Source organism: Mycobacterium sp. E3198, assembly GCF_001667015.1.
GTDB lineage: Bacteria > Actinomycetota > Actinomycetes > Mycobacteriales > Mycobacteriaceae > Mycobacterium.
Genome location: NZ_LZIS01000061.1, coordinates 1 through 15007, shown reverse-complemented (window position 1 = coordinate 15007; position 15007 = coordinate 1). Strand labels below are relative to the sequence as shown.

The window sequence follows — 15007 nt, the reverse complement described above, 5'->3', positions numbered from 1 at the left end:
GCCACTGGGCGCTGCGGTCGATCATCGACCAGCACGGCCCCGACGCCTTCGCGATGTACGTGTCCGGCCAGATGTCCCTCGAGGCCCAGTACTTGGCGAACAAGCTGACCAAGGGATTCATCGGCACCAACCAGATCGAGTCGAATTCGCGGCTGTGCATGGCCAGCGCGGGTTCGGGGTACAAGCTGTCCCTCGGGGCGGACGGGCCGCCCGGCTCCTACCAAGACTTCGACCGGGCGGACGTCTTCTTGGTCATCGGCTCCAACATGGCCGACTGCCACCCGATCCTGTTCCTGCGCATGATGGACCGCGTCAAGGCCGGCGCGAAGCTGATCGTGGTGGACCCGCGTCGCACCGCGACCGCGGACAAGGCGGACCTGTTTCTCCAGATCGCCCCCGGCTCCGACCTCGCGCTGCTCAACGGCCTGCTGCACCTGATCGTCGAGAACGGGCAGACGGACCCGGGTTTCATCGCCCAGTTCACCGAGGGCTGGGAGGTGATGCCGAGCTTCCTCGAGCAGTACACCCCCGGCACGGTCAGCGAAATCACCGGCATCCCAACCGAAGACATCCGCACCGCCGCGGCCTGGATCGGCGAGGCCGAAAACTTTCTGAGCTGCTGGACGATGGGCCTCAACCAGAGCACCCACGGCACGTGGAACACCAACGCGATCTGCAACCTGCACCTGGCCACCGGCACGATCTGCAAACCCGGCAGCGGCCCCTTCTCGCTCACCGGGCAGCCGAACGCCATGGGCGGCCGCGAAATGGGTTACATGGGACCGGGTCTGCCGGGGCAACGCTCGGTGCTGTCGGCGGCCGACCGCGAGTTCGTCGAGGACGTCTGGGGCATTGCGCGCGGCTCGCTGCGCACCGAGGTGGGCACCGGCACGATCGACATGTTCTCCCGCATGGCCGACGGCGACATCAAGGCGTGCTGGATCATCTGCACCAATCCCGTTGCCAGCGTAGCCAATCGCCGGACGGTGCTGGCCGGCCTGGAGCGCGCCGACCTGGTGATCACCCAGGACGCGTTCCTGGACACCGAGACCAACGAGTACGCCGACATCGTGCTGCCCGCCACGCTGTGGACGGAGTCCGAGGGCGTGATGATCAATTCCGAGCGCAACCTGACCCTGTTTCAGCCGGGCGTCCAGGCGGCGGGTCAGGCGATGCCGGACTGGCAGATCATCGCCCGGATCGCCTGCGCGATGGGCTTCTCGGACGCGTTCAGCTACGCCTCGGCCGAGGAGGTCTTCGATGAGATCAAGCGGTTCGCCAACCCCGCCACGGGCTACGACCTGCGCGGCGCCAGCTACGACCGGTTGCGGCGGACACCGCTGCAGTGGCCGTGCCCACCGGAGGGCACCGCCGACCGCAACCCGATCCGCTACCTCAACGACGGAATCAGCCAGACCCGACTGGTTCGCGAGGACGGCACCGCGCCGGCGTTGGCCTTCCCGACGCCGAGCGGCCGGGCGGTGTTTTTCGCCCGCCCGCACCTGCTGCCCGAGGAAATGCCCGACGACGACTACCCCTTCCTGCTGAACACCGGGCGCCTGCCGCACCAGTGGCACACCATGACCAAGACCGGGAAGGTCGCCAAGCTCAACAAGCTCAACCCGGGGCCGTTCGTCGAGATCCACCCCGACGACGCCGCGCGACTGCAGGTCTCGGAAGGCGACCGGATCGAAGTCTCGTCGCGCCGCGGCCGCGCCGTGCTGCCCGCCGTGGTCACCGACCGGGTGCGGCCAGGCAACTGCTTCGCCCCCTTCCATTGGAACGACGCCTTCGGCGAGTACCTGTCTATCAACGCCGTCACCAACGATGCGGTCGACCCCCTGTCGCATCAGCCCGAGTTCAAGGCCTGCGCGGTCACCCTGACCAAGGTCGCGGCCGCCGAGCCCGAATTGGCGCCCGCACCCGAACCCGCGGTCGCCGCCGACACGCGAGAACCCGGACGGGACAGTGTGTCACGCGTCGACGCCCTCGCCGAATTGTTCGGCGTAGCAGACGAACCCGCCCCGGAGCTCGACGAGCGGGGCCGCTCCTACCTCGCCGGCATGCTGGCGGGGTTGCGTTCCGAAGCGGGCCGTCGCGCCGTCGGGGTACCCACCCTGCCTGTCAGCGCACCGTTCGACACCCGTACCCGGTTGTGGGTGGACGGTGTTCTCGCCGGGATGTTCGGCCGCAGCGACCTCCCCGGCCCGATGCCGGAGCTGCCCACCGCCGCGCCGAACGGCGCACCTTCCCAGCCGGATTCGTCGAACGGCCGGGCGCCGGTCGTGGTGTTGTGGGCCTCGCAAACCGGGAACGCGGAGGAGCTGGCCGCCGACGTCGCGGCGCGATTGGGCGAGGCCGGCGTGCCCGTCGCGTTGCACGGCATGGACGACTTTCCCGCGGCGCGGCTCCCGGCGACGCGGGAGCTGCTACTGGTCACCAGCACCACCGGCGACGGCGATCCCCCGGACAACGGCGCCGCCCTGTGGCGGGCGCTGACCTCGCACAGCGCACCACGGCTGACCGACACCCGATACGCCGTTCTCGCGCTGGGCGATTCGAACTACGACGACTATTGCGGCCATGGCCGCAAGCTCGACGAGCGCCTGGCCGAGCTGGGCGCGACCCGCATCGTCGACCGGGCCGACTGCGAACCTGACTATGAGGACGCGGCAACGGCCTGGCTGAGCGGGGTCATCCGCACGCTGGCCCGCACCCCGGCGCCGGCCGGGCGGGACGGCGGCGCGACGGCGACCGCGCCCGCGCCGAGCAGGGCGGCGGGCGGCTCGCAGGCGGTTGGCTACACCAAGAAGCGTCCCCTGATCACCGACATGGCGCGCAACATCAAGCTGGGCCAGCCGCAATCGGCAAAGGACGTGCGGCAGTTGGTGTTTCGCGTGCCCGAAGACACGATCAGCTACGAGGCCGGTGACGCGCTCGGGGTGTGGCCGCGCAACAGCGACCGGCTGGTCGACGAATGGCTGTCGGTCACCGGACTGGACGGGCAGACCCCGGTCGAGGTCGGCGAACACGGCTTGATGTCGTTGCGCTCGGCGCTGACCGAGCGCATCGAGATCGCCCACATCAGCCGGGACCTGGTGCGGTTCGTGCAAGAGCGCACCGGCGACCAGAAATTGGCCGAGCTGCTGAAGCCCGAAAACCGGGCGGCCCTGAGCAACTGGGCATGGGGGCGCCAGTCGATCGACCTGCTGGCGCAGCTGCCGGTCTACGCATCGGCCCACGAGTGGCTGAGGGTCCTCAAACGCCTTCAGCCGCGGCTGTATTCGATCTCGTCGAGCCCCAAAGAGTGTCCCGCCGAAGTCCACCTGACGGTCTCGCCGGTGCGTTACAACTTCCAGGGCGTCCCACGCCGCGGGGTGTGTTCGACCTACCTGGCCGACCGCTCCCCGGGCGATCGCGTCGCCGTCTTCCTGCAGCAGTCGAGCAACTTCCGGCCGCCCAGCGACCCGGACACCCCGATGATCATGATCGGTCCGGGCACCGGGATCGCGCCCTTCCGTGCCTTCCTGCAGGAACGTCGCGCCCTCGGGCACACCGGCCCCAACTGGCTGTTCTTCGGCGAACAGCACGCCGCCACCGACTACTACTACCGCGACGAGATCGAGCAGATGCGCGCCGACGGGCTGCTGACCGAACTGGACCTGGCGTTTTCGCGAGATCAGCGGGACAAGGTCTATGTGCAGCACCTGATGCGCAACCGCGGAGCCCAGCTGTGGCGCTGGCTGCAGGACGGCGCACAGCTGTACGTCTGCGGCAACGCCGACCCCATGGCCAAGGACGTCGACCGCGCGCTCTGCGACATCGCGGCCGAGCACGGCAAGCTCGAGCCGGACGCGGCGAAGGCCTACCTGCAGTCCCTGGGCGCCGACAAGCGCTACCACCGCGACGTCTACTAACGGCCCACCCGCGAGCCTTTAATACGACCGAAACGTCGCACACCCGCGGCCGAAACATCCCCGACGCACCATTTCCTCAGCTGGTTGCGTCGAGGAGGGACCGTGGGCGTGGCTCGGGAGTCTGAGGGACCCGATCGGGTCATGAAACGCGTCTGCCCGCTGCAGTGCCAGCGGCATCCCGAAGGCCGGGCGTCGGCCGCCGGCCAGGTCGACTGGGCCGGGCTGCCCGTGAACCTGGATCTGGCGTTCTCTCAGAACCAACGCGACAAGGTCTACGTCCAACACGTGATGCGCAGGCAGGGCAGCCAGCTGTGGCGGTGGGTGCACGGCGACACGCAAGTCTGCGTCTGCGAAACCGCGGCCACGGATGGTGCGCCGAGCGCCGAACCGGCGAAAGACTACGTCAAACCGTAGAGCGCGAGCGCCGTTGACCGGCAACGAGCCAAACCGGGCGCGACGTGCGGATGTCCTATAGTGGGGCTATGCAACAGGCCACACAGCCGCGCCTCGTCCTTACGCGCCGCCCCGCCGTGGATTCTTGTTGTCGTTGTTGTTGTTGATTCCTGACGGCTTCTGACGCTGAAACAGGCCCTGCGCGCTTGCCCAGGAAGAAAAAGGCCATCGAATTCGTATCTCCGGGTAGCCGCCGAGCCGTGTACCAACCCGAACCGACACCGCCGAAGGAAATTTGATGAGCATCGCCGAGGATGTCACCCAGCTGATCGGCAACACACCGATGGTCCGGCTGCGCCGGGTCACCGAAGGCGCCGTCGCCGACGTCGTCGCCAAGCTGGAGTTCTTCAACCCGGCCAACAGCGTGAAGGACCGCATCGGGGTCGCCATGCTGGACGCGGCCGAACAGGCCGGCCTGATCAAGCCCGACACGATCATCCTGGAGCCGACCAGCGGCAACACCGGGATCGCGCTGGCGATGGTGTGCGCGGCGCGCGGCTATCGGTGCGTGCTGGTCATGCCGGACACCATGAGCATCGAGCGGCGCATGCTGCTGCGCGCCTACGGCGCCGAGCTGATCCTGACCCCCGGCGCGGACGGGATGCCGGGGGCCATCGCCAAGGCCGAGGAGCTGGCCAAGACGGATCAACGGTATTTCGTGCCCCAGCAGTTCGAGAACCAGGCCAACCCCGCGATCCACCGCGCGACGACGGCCGAGGAGGTCTGGCGCGACACCGACGGCAAGGTCGACATCTTCGTGGCCGGCGTCGGGACCGGCGGCACCATCACCGGTGTCGCCCAGGTCATCAAGGAGCGCAAGCCGTCGGCGCAGTTCATCGCCGTGGAGCCGGCGGCGTCGCCGGTGCTGTCGGGCGGGCAGAAGGGGCCCCACCCGATCCAGGGCCTCGGCGCCGGCTTCGTCCCGCCGATCCTCGATATGGACCTGGTCGACGAGGTCATCACCGTCGGCAACGACGACTCGCTCAGCCTGGCGCGGCGGCTGGCCACCGAGGAGGGCCTGCTGGTGGGCATCTCCTCGGGCGCGGCCGCGGTCGCGGCCCTGCAGGTGGCGCGCCGGCCGGAGAACGCCGGCAAGCTCGTCGTCGTCGTCCTGCCCGACTTCGGTGAGCGCTACCTGAGCACGCCGCTGTTCGCCGACGTGAAGGACTGAGAATGCTCGCAGCCATGCGGCGGGACATCCAGGCGGCGCGGGAACGGGATCCCGCCAGCCCAACCACGCTGGAGGTCATCTTCGCCTACCCGGGCGTGCACGCGGTCTGGGCCCACCGGGTCAGCCACTGGCTGTGGCAGCGCGGCGCCCGGGTGGCCGCGCGGACGTTGGCCGAATTCACCCGCATCCTGACCGGGGTCGACATCCACCCCGGGGCCGTCCTCGGCGCGGGCCTGTTCATCGACCACGCGACCGGCGTGGTGATCGGGGAGACCGCCGAGGTGGGCGAGGACGTCCACATGTATCACGGCGTCACGCTCGGCGGCAGCGGCGCGGACACCGGCAAACGCCACCCGACCGTCGGCGACCGGGTGACCATCGGCGCCGGCGCCAAAGTGCTCGGCGCGATCAAGATCGGCGACGACAGCCGGATCGGCGCCAACGCCGTGGTGGTCAAGCCGGTGCCGTCAGGCTCGGTGGTGGTCGGCGTCCCCGGGCAGGTCGTCAGCCGCGCCGGACGAGGCACCCCCGACGACTCGATGATGCCCGACCTCGTCGGCGTCAGCCTGCAGTCACTGCTCACCCGGGTGGCCAAGCTGGAGGCGCAAAACGACGGGCAGCAAAATGGCCGCGTGATCCGGCCCCCCGAGGCCGGCGTGTGGCACGGCGAGGACTTCTCCATCTGACGTCGGCCTTCCGATGATCTTCAAGGCGCGTTAACCGCGATCGGCGCTACGGTGGCGTAATGAGCGATCCCTGCACGCCGCGGATCCCGGCGGCGCTGGCCGCGCCAAGCCTGAATCGCGGGGTGGGCTTCACCCACGAGCAGCGGCGACGGTTGGGGCTCACCGGCAGGCTTCCCTCGGCCGTGCTCACGCTGGACGAACAAGCCGACCGGGTGTGGCATCAATTGCAAGGCATGGCAACGGATCTGGGCCGCAACCTGCTCCTCGAGCAGCTGCACTACCGGCACGAGCTGCTGTACTACAAGGTGCTGGAGGACCACCTGACCGAGCTGATGCCGGTGGTCTACACGCCCACGGTCGGCGAGGCCATTCAACGCTTCTCCGACGAATACCGCGGGCAGCGTGGGCTTTTCCTGACCATCGACGAGCCGGACGAGATCGCCGAGGCCTTCGAAACTTTCGGGTTGGGACCCGAGGACGTCGACCTGATCGTCTGTACCGACGCCGAAGCGATTTTGGGCATCGGCGACTGGGGCGTGGGCGGAATCCAAATCGCCGTCGGCAAATTGGCGCTCTACACCGCCGGCGGCGGCATCGATCCGCGCCGTTGCCTCGCGGTGTCGCTCGAGCCGCTCAACGCGCGCAAGATCCTGCAGACCTACGGCGACCACTACTGCGTGTTCAACGACGACGTCCAGGGCACCGGCGCGGTGGTCGTGGCGGCGGCGTACGGCGGCTGCCACGTCACCGGGGTTGCGCTGCGCGACCAGACGGTGATCGTCTTCGGCGCCGGGACCGCGGGGATCGGCGTGGCCGACCAGATCCGTGACGCGATGATCGCCGACGGCGCGACCGCCGACCAGGCCGCGGCGCAGATCTGGCCGATCGACAAGCAGGGCCTGCTCTTCGACGACATGGACGACCTGCGCGCCTTCCAGGTGCCCTACGCGAAGAACCGACAGCGGCTGGGCGTGGGCGGCGGGGATCGGGTCGGCCTGGTGGACGCGATCAAGCTGGCCGCGCCCACCATTCTGCTGGGCTCGTCGACGGTGTTCGGCGCGTTCGACCAGGAGGTCATCGAGGCGATGACCGCCTCCTGCGAGCGGCCGATGATCTTCCCGCTGTCCAACCCCACCTCGCACATGGAGGCCAAGCCGGCCGACGTGCTGCGGTGGTCCGGGGGCAAGGCGCTGATCACCACCGGCACACCCGTCGCCCCGGTCGAGTGCGACGGCACCACCTACACCATCGGCCAGGCGAACAACGTGCTGGTGTTCCCCGGGATCGGGCTGGGCATCATCGTCGCCCGCGCCCGGCTGGTCACCCCGGGCATGCTGCAGGCGGCGGCGAGAGCCATTGTGCGCCAAGCCAATCCGAGCGGCCCCGGCGACTCGTTGTTGCCGGATGTGCGGAACCTGCGCGACATTTCGGGCGCGGTCGCCGAGGCGGTCTACCACGCCGCCGTCGAGGACGGGGTGGCCACCAGGACGCACCCTGACGTCCGGCAGGCCGTGCTCGACACCATGTGGCGGCCCGTCTACGACTAGGTCGTCAGGCGCTCGCCGGGTCGTTGGGATGCGCGGTCAGCGGCGTGGTTTCCACGCCCATCCATGGGCGCAGCGGGAGCGATTCCAGGATCGCCTCCATTCCCTCGGCGTCCGGGGCGCGCCACAGGCCCAGCGCGCGGGGCTCCCCGGGCTCGGGCATCAGCATCCACAGCCGCTCCAGGTGCCCGTGGTCGGCGAGCTCGCGGGCGCGGTCGGCCTCCCGGGACACGGCGTCGCTGACCACCTCCGGCGCGACGCCGTGCGGGACGCCGATGGTGATCGTCGTCAGGAACTCCGCGGCCCCGCCCGGGCCCTGCTCCGCGCGCCCGGCCGGATCGTTCGGGTGGGCGGTCAGCACCGTTGCCCGATCGGTGCGCCAGACGCGCAGCGGCATCGAGGCGAGCACCTCCTCGAGTTGGTCCTCGTGGTCGGCGGCGAACAGGCCGAGAGTGCGCCATTCGCCGGGCTGCAGGGGCGGCCGCCACAGGCGCAACAGGATGCCCTGCGCGGCCAGCTCGCGGGAACAGGCGGCCTCCCGGGCCCGGACGTCGTCGACCACCTCCGCCGGCGTTCCCTCCGGCACCTGGGTGGTCATGGTGACGAGGAATTCCATGAGCCCTCCTATTGAGTTGTGCTCACAGTAGATTCACGCCGTCCGGAGCGCCATCGAGTGTGAATGCTGAGATTTTGCCTGGGATCCACCCGACAGCCTGGCTTGGCTCCCCCGCCTGGACTCGAACCAGGAACCTATCGGTTAACAGCCGAACGCTCTGCCAATTGAGCTACAGGGGATCAACACGATCGCGGGACGACTCTAGCGTACTGGTTTGACCGCGCCCAACTAGCAGGATACGGGGATCGACCGCGCACACACCCGGCCGAGTGAGGCAGGATGGAGCCATCGATCGTCGGGAGGAACGCTTTGATCCGGTATGTCGTGGTGCTGGGACTGGGTTACGTGCTGGGCTCGAAGGCCGGGCGGCGCCGATACGAGCAGATCGTGGGCACCTATCGCGCCCTGACCAGCAGTCCCATGGCCAAGTCGATGATCGAGGGGGGGCGCCGCAAGGTCGCCAACCGGATCTCCCCCGACAGCGGGTTCGTGACGCTGGCCGAGATCGACGAGCAGACGGCCGTGGTCGAGCGGCCCGCCGAGCCGGCGCTCACACCGTCAGATCGTCCCCGCTAGCCTGCTCCAACAGGCTGCGCCGGTAGGCCTCCATGGCGACCAGGTCGCCGAACAGCGCGTGATACTCGTCGCCCTGCTCGATGGGCGACATGCGCTGCAGCTTGGATTTGACCTCGGCGATCTGACGGCCCATCCAGACCTCCTGCAGGCGGGCCAGCACCCCGGCGATGTAGCGGGGTAGCTTCTCGTCGTCTTCGGTCGGGATCGGCTCCACCCCGAGCTCGTTGATGAGGCCCGCGGTCAGCGCGGACGTGGTCTGCTGGCGCACCGCCTCGATCCACTCCGCTCCCGTGAGACCGCAGGACGTGCCACCCGCCGCCTCGATGGCCGCGCGGACGGCGGCGTAGCCCGGATGGGTGAAGCTCTCGACGGTCAGGGTGTCGAACACCGGGCCGGCCAGCGCCGGGTACTGCAGCGCCGACTTGAGCGCCAGGCGCTGGGGCCACAGGATCGGATCGCGGGGGTCGGGACGGGCCGCTCGCGATTCCGTGGGCTCGGCGCGCGCCGCGGGGACGGGCTGCCGCTCGGACCGGCGGGGCGGCTCGGCTCCGGGCCCACCCCGAGCCGCGGACCTGGACTTCTTGGCTTCCGTGCGCACCCGCTCGATGACCTGCGCGACGTCGTCCCAGCCCACCCAGCCGGCGAGCTGGCGGGCGTACTCGTCGCGCAGCGTGGGGTCCTTGATCTGGCTCACCATGGGCACGCACTGGCGCAGCGCGGCGACCCTGCCCTCGGCGCTGTCCAGGTCCGTTTCGGCGAGCGTGGTGCGAATGGCGAACTCGAACAACGGCGTTCGCCGCGCGACGAGGTCGCGCAGCGCCGCGTCACCCGACTTGAGCCGCAGGTCGCACGGGTCCATGCCGTCGGGTGCGACGGCGACGAAGGACTGGCCGGCCAGGTTCTGCTCGCCGCCGAACGCCTTGAGCGCGGCCGCCCGGCCGGCCGCGTCGCCGTCGAAGACGTAGATCAGTTCGCCGCGAAAGAAGCTGTCGTCCATCATCAGTCTGCGCAGCATGGCCAGGTGCTCGTCGCCGAACGCGGTGCCGCAGGAGGCGACGGCGGTGGTGACCCCGGCCAGGTGCATCGCCATCACGTCGGTGTAGCCCTCGACGACGACGGCCTGATGCCCCTTGGCGATGTCACGCTTGGCCAGGTCGATGCCGAACATCACCGCCGACTTCTTGTACAGCAGGGTCTCGGGCGTGTTGATGTACTTGGCTTCCATCGGGTCGTCGTCGAACAGCCGGCGGGCACCGAACCCGATCACCTCGCCCGCCGACGTGCGAATGGGCCACAACAGCCGCCGGTGGAAGCGGTCCATCGGGCCGCGGCGCCCCTCCCGCGACAGGCCGGCCGCCTCCAGCTCCTTGAACTCGAAACCCTTGCGCTGCAGGTGTTTGGTCAGCGAGTCCCAGCCGGAGGGCGCGAATCCGCAGCCGAAGTGGCGGGCCGCCGCGGCGTCGAAGTTCCGCTCCTCCAGGTACCGGCGGGCCGGCGCCGCCTCGTCGGATTCCAGCGCCGCCGCGTAGAACTCCGCCGCGGCCGCGTTGGCCGCGACGAGCCTGCTGCGGCTGCCGCGGTCGCGCTGCACGCTGGTGGCCGGGCCCGTGTAGCTGATGGTGTGGCCGACCCGGTCGGCGAGCAGTTCGACCGCCTCGACGAAGCTGACGTGCTCGATCTTCTGGACGAACGCGTACACGTCGCCGCCCTCGCCGCAGCCGAAGCAGTGGAAGTGGCCGTGGTTGGGGCGGACGTGGAACGACGGCGACTTCTCGTTGTGGAACGGGCACAGGCCCTTCAGGGAATCGGCGCCGGCGCGGCGCAGCTGCACGTAGTCGCCGACGACGTCCTCGATGCGGGCCCGTTCGCGGATGGCGGCGATATCGCGATCAGAGATCCGGCCGGCCATCGGCTCAGTCTAGGACGCCGGCCGCGTCAGCTCGTCCCGATGACCCCACACGCGATCCGGTCCATCGCGTTGGGGCTGTTTTGCGCGCCGTGGATCATCAGAGCGGTCTTGTCGCCGGCCAGCAGCTGGTCCCGGGTGAACGCGTCGGTGGTGGTCACCAGGTATGCCGAACCGTCCTGGCGCACTTCGAGCATCGTCAGGTCACCGCTCTCGGGCATCCCGGTGTGGCCCGGTGCCTGGAAGTGCCCGCCGGCGGACAGGAAGTTGCCGGGCGGGCCGCCGGTCGGGGCGACCGAGTTGGGCTCGCATTTGCCGAACTGGTGGACGTGCATGTCGTGGAAGCCGGGCGCCAGGATGCCGCCGGCGACCGTCTTGACCGTGACGGTGGCATAGCCGTTGCTGAAATCGAAGGTGGCCGTAGCCACTTCCTTCCCGTCGGCCGTCTTCAGGTTCGCGGTGAGCGATCCCGCGGCGGGCGCCGGGCTCGACGTCGCCGACGTCCCCGGCGGAGCGCTGTGGACCGGAGGCGTGGTGCCCGTCTCGCTGGTCGCGTGCTGGGGCGAACTGCAGGCGGTCACCGCCACGACGGGAAGCGACAGCAAGACGGCGGCGGCGGCGATTTTGGTCATGCCGGGAGCCTAACGCTATCGAGTCGCCGGGCTCGTATCGATGCGCTCCAGCCGGCCCTCGGTGTAGGAGGCGAGCTGGTCGACGACGACCCGCAGCCGGGCCCGGTCGTCGGGCGCGGTGGTGAACGCCGCGGCGTAGACGGGGTCAAGCGTTCCAGGCGCCCCGGCGTACAGCCAGTGCGCCACCCGGTGGACGCGTTCACGCTGGCGGGCCTGGGTTTCCAGGTGCCGGGGGTCGGACATGATGAACTGCAGCGCCAGTATTTTCAGCAGCGCGACCTCGGCGCGGACCAGGTCGGGCACCTGCAGGTCGGCGCGGTAGCGCACCAACGGCCCGGGTCCGGCGACCGCGCGCGTGGTCGCGATGGCGGCCGAGGCGAACCTGCCCACCAATTCACTGGTCAGCCGCTTCAGCGCCACCGACGCCGCCAGCGTGGCGTCGTACTTGCCCACCGCGGCGACCACCGGCAGGCCCGACAGCCGTCGCGCCGCCGCCATGAAATCGTCGGCGCTGACCCGGGAGAACTCGCTCTCCCCCAGCTTGGCCAGCGCGGCCGCCTCGTCATCGTCGGCGAGCACGCGCAAATCTATCCGCTGGGAAACGACGCCGTCCTCGACGTCGTGCACCGAATAGGCGACGTCGTCGGCCCAGTCCATGACCTGGGCTTCCAGGCAGGTCCGCTGCGCCGGCGCGCCGGCGCGAACCCAGGCCGCCGGCTCGCGGTCCTCGCCGTAGAAGCCGAACTTGCGCATCCCGTGGGCGCTACCCTCGTCGCGGGTCCACGGGTATTTGGTGACCGCGTCCAGGGCCGCCCGGGTCAGGTTCAGCCCCGCGCTATTTCCTTGCTCGTCAAGCACTTTGGGCTCGAGGCTGGTGAGGATCCGGAAGTTCTGCGCGTTGCCCTCGAAGCCGCCGTGGGCGGCCGCGAACTCGTCGAGCGCGCGCTCGCCGTTGTGCCCGTACGGCGGATGCCCGATGTCGTGGGCCAGGCCGGCGAGCTCCACGAGGTCGAGGTCGCAACCCAGCCCCACCGCCATTCCCCGCCCGATCTGGGCCACCTCCAGCGAGTGCGTCAACCGCGTCCGCGGGGTATCGCCTTCGCGCGGCCCCACCACCTGAGTCTTGTCGGCCAGGCGGCGCAGCGCGGCGCTGTGCAGGACACGCGCCCGGTCGCGGGCGAAGTCGGTACGGTGCTGGCCTTCCGTGCCCGGCAGGCCCGCACTCTTCGGCGCTTCGCGCACCCGCCGCTGGCGGTCGAAGTCGTCGTATGGGTCTTGCTGTTGCGTGGTCACCTGTCCATCACCGAAGCACAGTCTGCCAGGGAAGGCGGGATACATTGACCTATGCGCACTGCTCGCCTGCTCGGTGTGATGCTGACGGTCCTCGCGGGCCTGTGCGGGGCGCTGCTGCTGGCACCGCCGGCCGGCGCACAACCGCCGTTTCCGCTGCCGGCCCAGGTCACCGACAGCGCGAAGGTCCTGTCGGATTCCGGCCGGGCCGCGGTGACGTCCGCCACCGACAAGCTCTACGCCGCTCGCCACGTCCGGCTGTGGGTGGTCTACGTCGACGACTTCTCCGGGCAGAGCGCGGAGGACTGGGCGAGGCGCACCCGGGCCGCCAGCGAGCTCGGCGACTACGACGCGCTGCTGGCCGTGGCCACCACGGGCCGGGCGTACGCGTTCCTCGTCCCGTCCGCGATCAAGAACATCAAGGCGAGCCAAGTTGATCAGTTGCGCCGCAACAAGATTGAACCGGCCCTGCACAACGGGGACTGGAGCGGTGCCGCGGTCGCGGCGGCGAACGGGCTCAACACCTCGCCGCCATCGTCGGGCCGCGTCTTTTTGCTGGTCGCGTTACTTGTCATCGCCCTTGCCGTCGTGGCGCTGCTGGTCGTGATGCGCTACCGCCGTCGCCGGCGGCGCGCCGCCGCGTTGGCCGCCGGTCGGCGCGTCGATCCCACCGACGCCACCGCGCTGGCCGCCGTGCCGTTGGAGGCCCTCGACGACCTGTCGCGCTTGATGGTGGTCGATGTCGACAACGCGGTGCGCACCAGCGCCAACGAGCTGAGCCTGGCGATCGACGAGTTCGGCGAGGCGCGGACCCAACCGTTTACCGAGGCGGTCAACAACGCCAAAGCGGCGCTGTCGCAAGCGTTTACGATCCGTCATCAGCTTGACGACAGCGTGCCCGAGACGCCGGCGCAACGCCGCGAACTGCTGACCCGGGTGATCGTCTCGGCGCAGCGCGCCGACCGCGAACTCGAATCGCAGACGGAGGCATTCGAGAAGCTGCGCGATCTGGTGCTCAACGCCCCGTCGCGGCTGGACGCGCTGACCGAACAGTACGTCGAACTCACCAGCCGCATCGACCCCGCCGAACAGCGGCTGGCCGAATTGCGCAACGAGTTCGACGCGACGGCACTGACGTCGGTGTCCGGCAATGTGGCGGGCGCCAAGGAGCGGCTGGCGTTCGCCGACCGCAACATCAGTGCGGCCCGGGAGCTCGCCGGCCACGCCGAGCTCGGCAAGCAGGCGGGATTGGTGGACGCCTACCACGCCGCGGAATCGGCCCTCGGGCAAGCCCGAGCGCTGCTGGATGCGATCGACAACGCGGCCACCGACATCCGGCACGCCATCGCGGCGCTGCCGTCGGTCGTCGACGACATCCGTGCGGCCGTCCGGCGCGCCGACGAACGGCTGCAGAAGGCGCCGAGCGGCGCGTCGGGTCATGCGGCCGAGCTGACCGCGGCCCGCGACTCGGCGACCGGGGCATTGGATTATTCGCGCACCACCGGCGGATCCGCCGATCCCCTGGGCGCATTCGCCCGGCTCAGCAAGGCCGGCGCCGAACTGGATCGGGTTCTGGACGTGGTGGCCCAGGAGCAGGCGAACGCCGAGCGGCTCAACCGGTCCTTCGAGCAGGCACTGTTCACCGCCCAGGCGCGGGTGCGCGGCGTCTCCGAATACATCGACACCCGTCGGGGCAGCATCGGAGCCGAGGCGCGGACCCGGCTTGCCGAAGCCGGACGGCACCTGCGGGCCGCGCAGGACAAGCGGGCGACCAACCTGAGCGAGGCGATCGCCCACGCCAACGCGGCGTCGACGCTGGCCGCCCAGGCGCAGGCCCTGGCGAATGCCGACGTGCAGCAGGCCCAGCGCGTCTACGCCGGCCGCAGCGGCGGCGACACCGGCGCCATGATCGGCGGGATCATCATCGGCAACGTGCTCAGCGGGGCGATGCGCGGCGGGTTCGGCGGCTGGAGCCCCACCTCGTTCGGCTCGTCGGGCTCGTCCGGCGGCGGCCTCATGGGTGGCGGCGGCCGGTTCTGACCCTGCAGACAAACCGACCCCCGGGCACCCAGTGCCCGGGGGTCGGCTTAGCACTTCTCAACGGTGACGGCGGCGAGCCGCCGTCAGCCGGTTTCCGCTAGGCCCAGCTGGACCCGACGGCGCTGTCGGTGCTGGCCATGTTGCTGCCGGCGCTTTGCACCTTCTGGCCGTGGGCG

Annotated in this window: 11 protein-coding genes, 1 tRNA gene and 1 pseudogene; 7 read left to right on the top strand and 6 right to left on the bottom strand. The window is 69.9% G+C overall.

What is annotated here, in order from left to right; genetic code table 11:
* The 5 genes from A5673_RS07515 to A5673_RS07495 form a co-directional block, all read left to right on the top strand.
* The coding region (locus A5673_RS07515; RefSeq protein WP_068229297.1) for a bifunctional nitrate reductase/sulfite reductase flavoprotein subunit alpha at positions 1 to 3917 on the top strand (3917 nt) is incomplete at its 5' end.
* A 141-nt stretch (positions 3918 to 4058) separates the two neighbouring features.
* Entirely contained in the window at positions 4059 to 4331 is a 273-nt protein-coding gene (locus A5673_RS07510) for a hypothetical protein (protein ID WP_068229294.1), read from the top strand.
* Between the two features lie 277 nt (positions 4332 to 4608).
* The gene (cysK, locus tag A5673_RS07505; RefSeq protein ID WP_068229290.1) at positions 4609 to 5541 is read left to right on the top strand and encodes a cysteine synthase A; all 933 of its coding nucleotides are present in this window, start codon (positions 4609 to 4611) and stop codon (positions 5539 to 5541) included.
* A 2-nt stretch (positions 5542 to 5543) separates the two neighbouring features.
* Positions 5544 to 6227 carry a serine O-acetyltransferase gene (cysE, locus tag A5673_RS07500; RefSeq protein WP_068229289.1) on the top strand — a complete coding sequence of 228 codons (684 nt, stop codon included), beginning with the start codon at positions 5544 to 5546 and terminating at the stop codon, positions 6225 to 6227.
* A gap of 59 nt (positions 6228 to 6286) precedes the next feature.
* On the top strand, positions 6287 to 7774 hold the full coding sequence (locus A5673_RS07495) for an NAD-dependent malic enzyme (RefSeq protein WP_068229287.1): 1488 nt from the start codon (positions 6287 to 6289) through the stop codon (positions 7772 to 7774).
* A 4-nt stretch (positions 7775 to 7778) separates the two neighbouring features.
* Here the strand turns inward: A5673_RS07495 and A5673_RS07490 are convergent, their stop codons facing one another.
* Both A5673_RS07490 and A5673_RS07485 read right to left on the bottom strand, forming a co-directional pair.
* Complete coding sequence (locus A5673_RS07490) at positions 7779 to 8387, bottom strand: muconolactone Delta-isomerase family protein (protein ID WP_068229284.1); 609 nt, start codon at positions 8385 to 8387, stop codon at positions 7779 to 7781.
* Between the two features lie 103 nt (positions 8388 to 8490).
* Positions 8491 to 8566: transfer RNA gene (locus A5673_RS07485), tRNA-Asn, on the bottom strand.
* Between the two features lie 130 nt (positions 8567 to 8696).
* On the opposite strand from A5673_RS07485, the gene A5673_RS07480 reads away from it, so the two are divergent.
* Positions 8697 to 8963 (top strand): hypothetical protein, encoded by a 267-nt coding sequence (locus tag A5673_RS07480; RefSeq protein ID WP_068229303.1) that lies wholly within the window; start codon positions 8697 to 8699, stop codon positions 8961 to 8963.
* Here the strand turns inward: A5673_RS07480 and dnaG are convergent.
* The 3 genes from dnaG to A5673_RS07465 are packed head-to-tail and all read right to left on the bottom strand — an operon-like array spanning position 8938 to position 12794.
* A complete protein-coding gene (gene dnaG / locus A5673_RS07475; protein ID WP_068229281.1) occupies positions 8938 to 10872 on the bottom strand; it encodes a DNA primase in 1935 nt (644 codons plus the stop codon). The genes A5673_RS07480 and dnaG overlap by 26 nt on opposite strands.
* Before the next feature lie 26 nt (positions 10873 to 10898).
* Entirely contained in the window at positions 10899 to 11501 is a 603-nt protein-coding gene (locus tag A5673_RS07470; protein ID WP_082958602.1) for a superoxide dismutase family protein, read from the bottom strand.
* A 15-nt stretch (positions 11502 to 11516) separates the two neighbouring features.
* On the bottom strand, positions 11517 to 12794 hold the full coding sequence (locus tag A5673_RS07465) for a deoxyguanosinetriphosphate triphosphohydrolase (RefSeq protein ID WP_068229278.1): 1278 nt from the start codon (positions 12792 to 12794) through the stop codon (positions 11517 to 11519).
* Between the two features lie 51 nt (positions 12795 to 12845).
* Here A5673_RS07465 and A5673_RS07460 point away from each other — a divergent pair, with 51 nt between their 5' ends.
* Positions 12846 to 14831 (top strand): TPM domain-containing protein, encoded by a 1986-nt coding sequence (locus A5673_RS07460; protein WP_068229275.1) that lies wholly within the window; start codon positions 12846 to 12848, stop codon positions 14829 to 14831.
* Between the two features lie 97 nt (positions 14832 to 14928).
* Here A5673_RS07460 and A5673_RS07455 read toward each other — a convergent pair.
* Positions 14929 to 15007: pseudogene (locus tag A5673_RS07455) on the bottom strand (type VII secretion protein EsxI); the annotation flags it as partial.

Excerpts from the sequence above, each read along its gene's own strand:
- A5673_RS07510 (WP_068229294.1), top strand. The coding sequence starts at position 4,059 with ATGAAACGCGTCTGCCCGCTGCAGTGCCAGCGGCATCCCGAAGGCCGG.
- cysE (WP_068229289.1), top strand. The coding sequence starts at position 5,544 with ATGCTCGCAGCCATGCGGCGGGACATCCAGGCGGCGCGGGAACGGGAT.
- dnaG (WP_068229281.1), bottom strand. The coding sequence starts at position 10,872 with ATGGCCGGCCGGATCTCTGATCGCGATATCGCCGCCATCCGCGAACGG.
- A5673_RS07470 (WP_082958602.1), bottom strand. The coding sequence starts at position 11,501 with ATGACCAAAATCGCCGCCGCCGCCGTCTTGCTGTCGCTTCCCGTCGTG.
- A5673_RS07460 (WP_068229275.1), top strand. The coding sequence starts at position 12,846 with ATGCGCACTGCTCGCCTGCTCGGTGTGATGCTGACGGTCCTCGCGGGC.
- A5673_RS07495 (WP_068229287.1), top strand. The coding sequence starts at position 6,287 with ATGAGCGATCCCTGCACGCCGCGGATCCCGGCGGCGCTGGCCGCGCCA.
- A5673_RS07490 (WP_068229284.1), bottom strand. The coding sequence starts at position 8,387 with ATGGAATTCCTCGTCACCATGACCACCCAGGTGCCGGAGGGAACGCCG.
- cysK (WP_068229290.1), top strand. The coding sequence starts at position 4,609 with ATGAGCATCGCCGAGGATGTCACCCAGCTGATCGGCAACACACCGATG.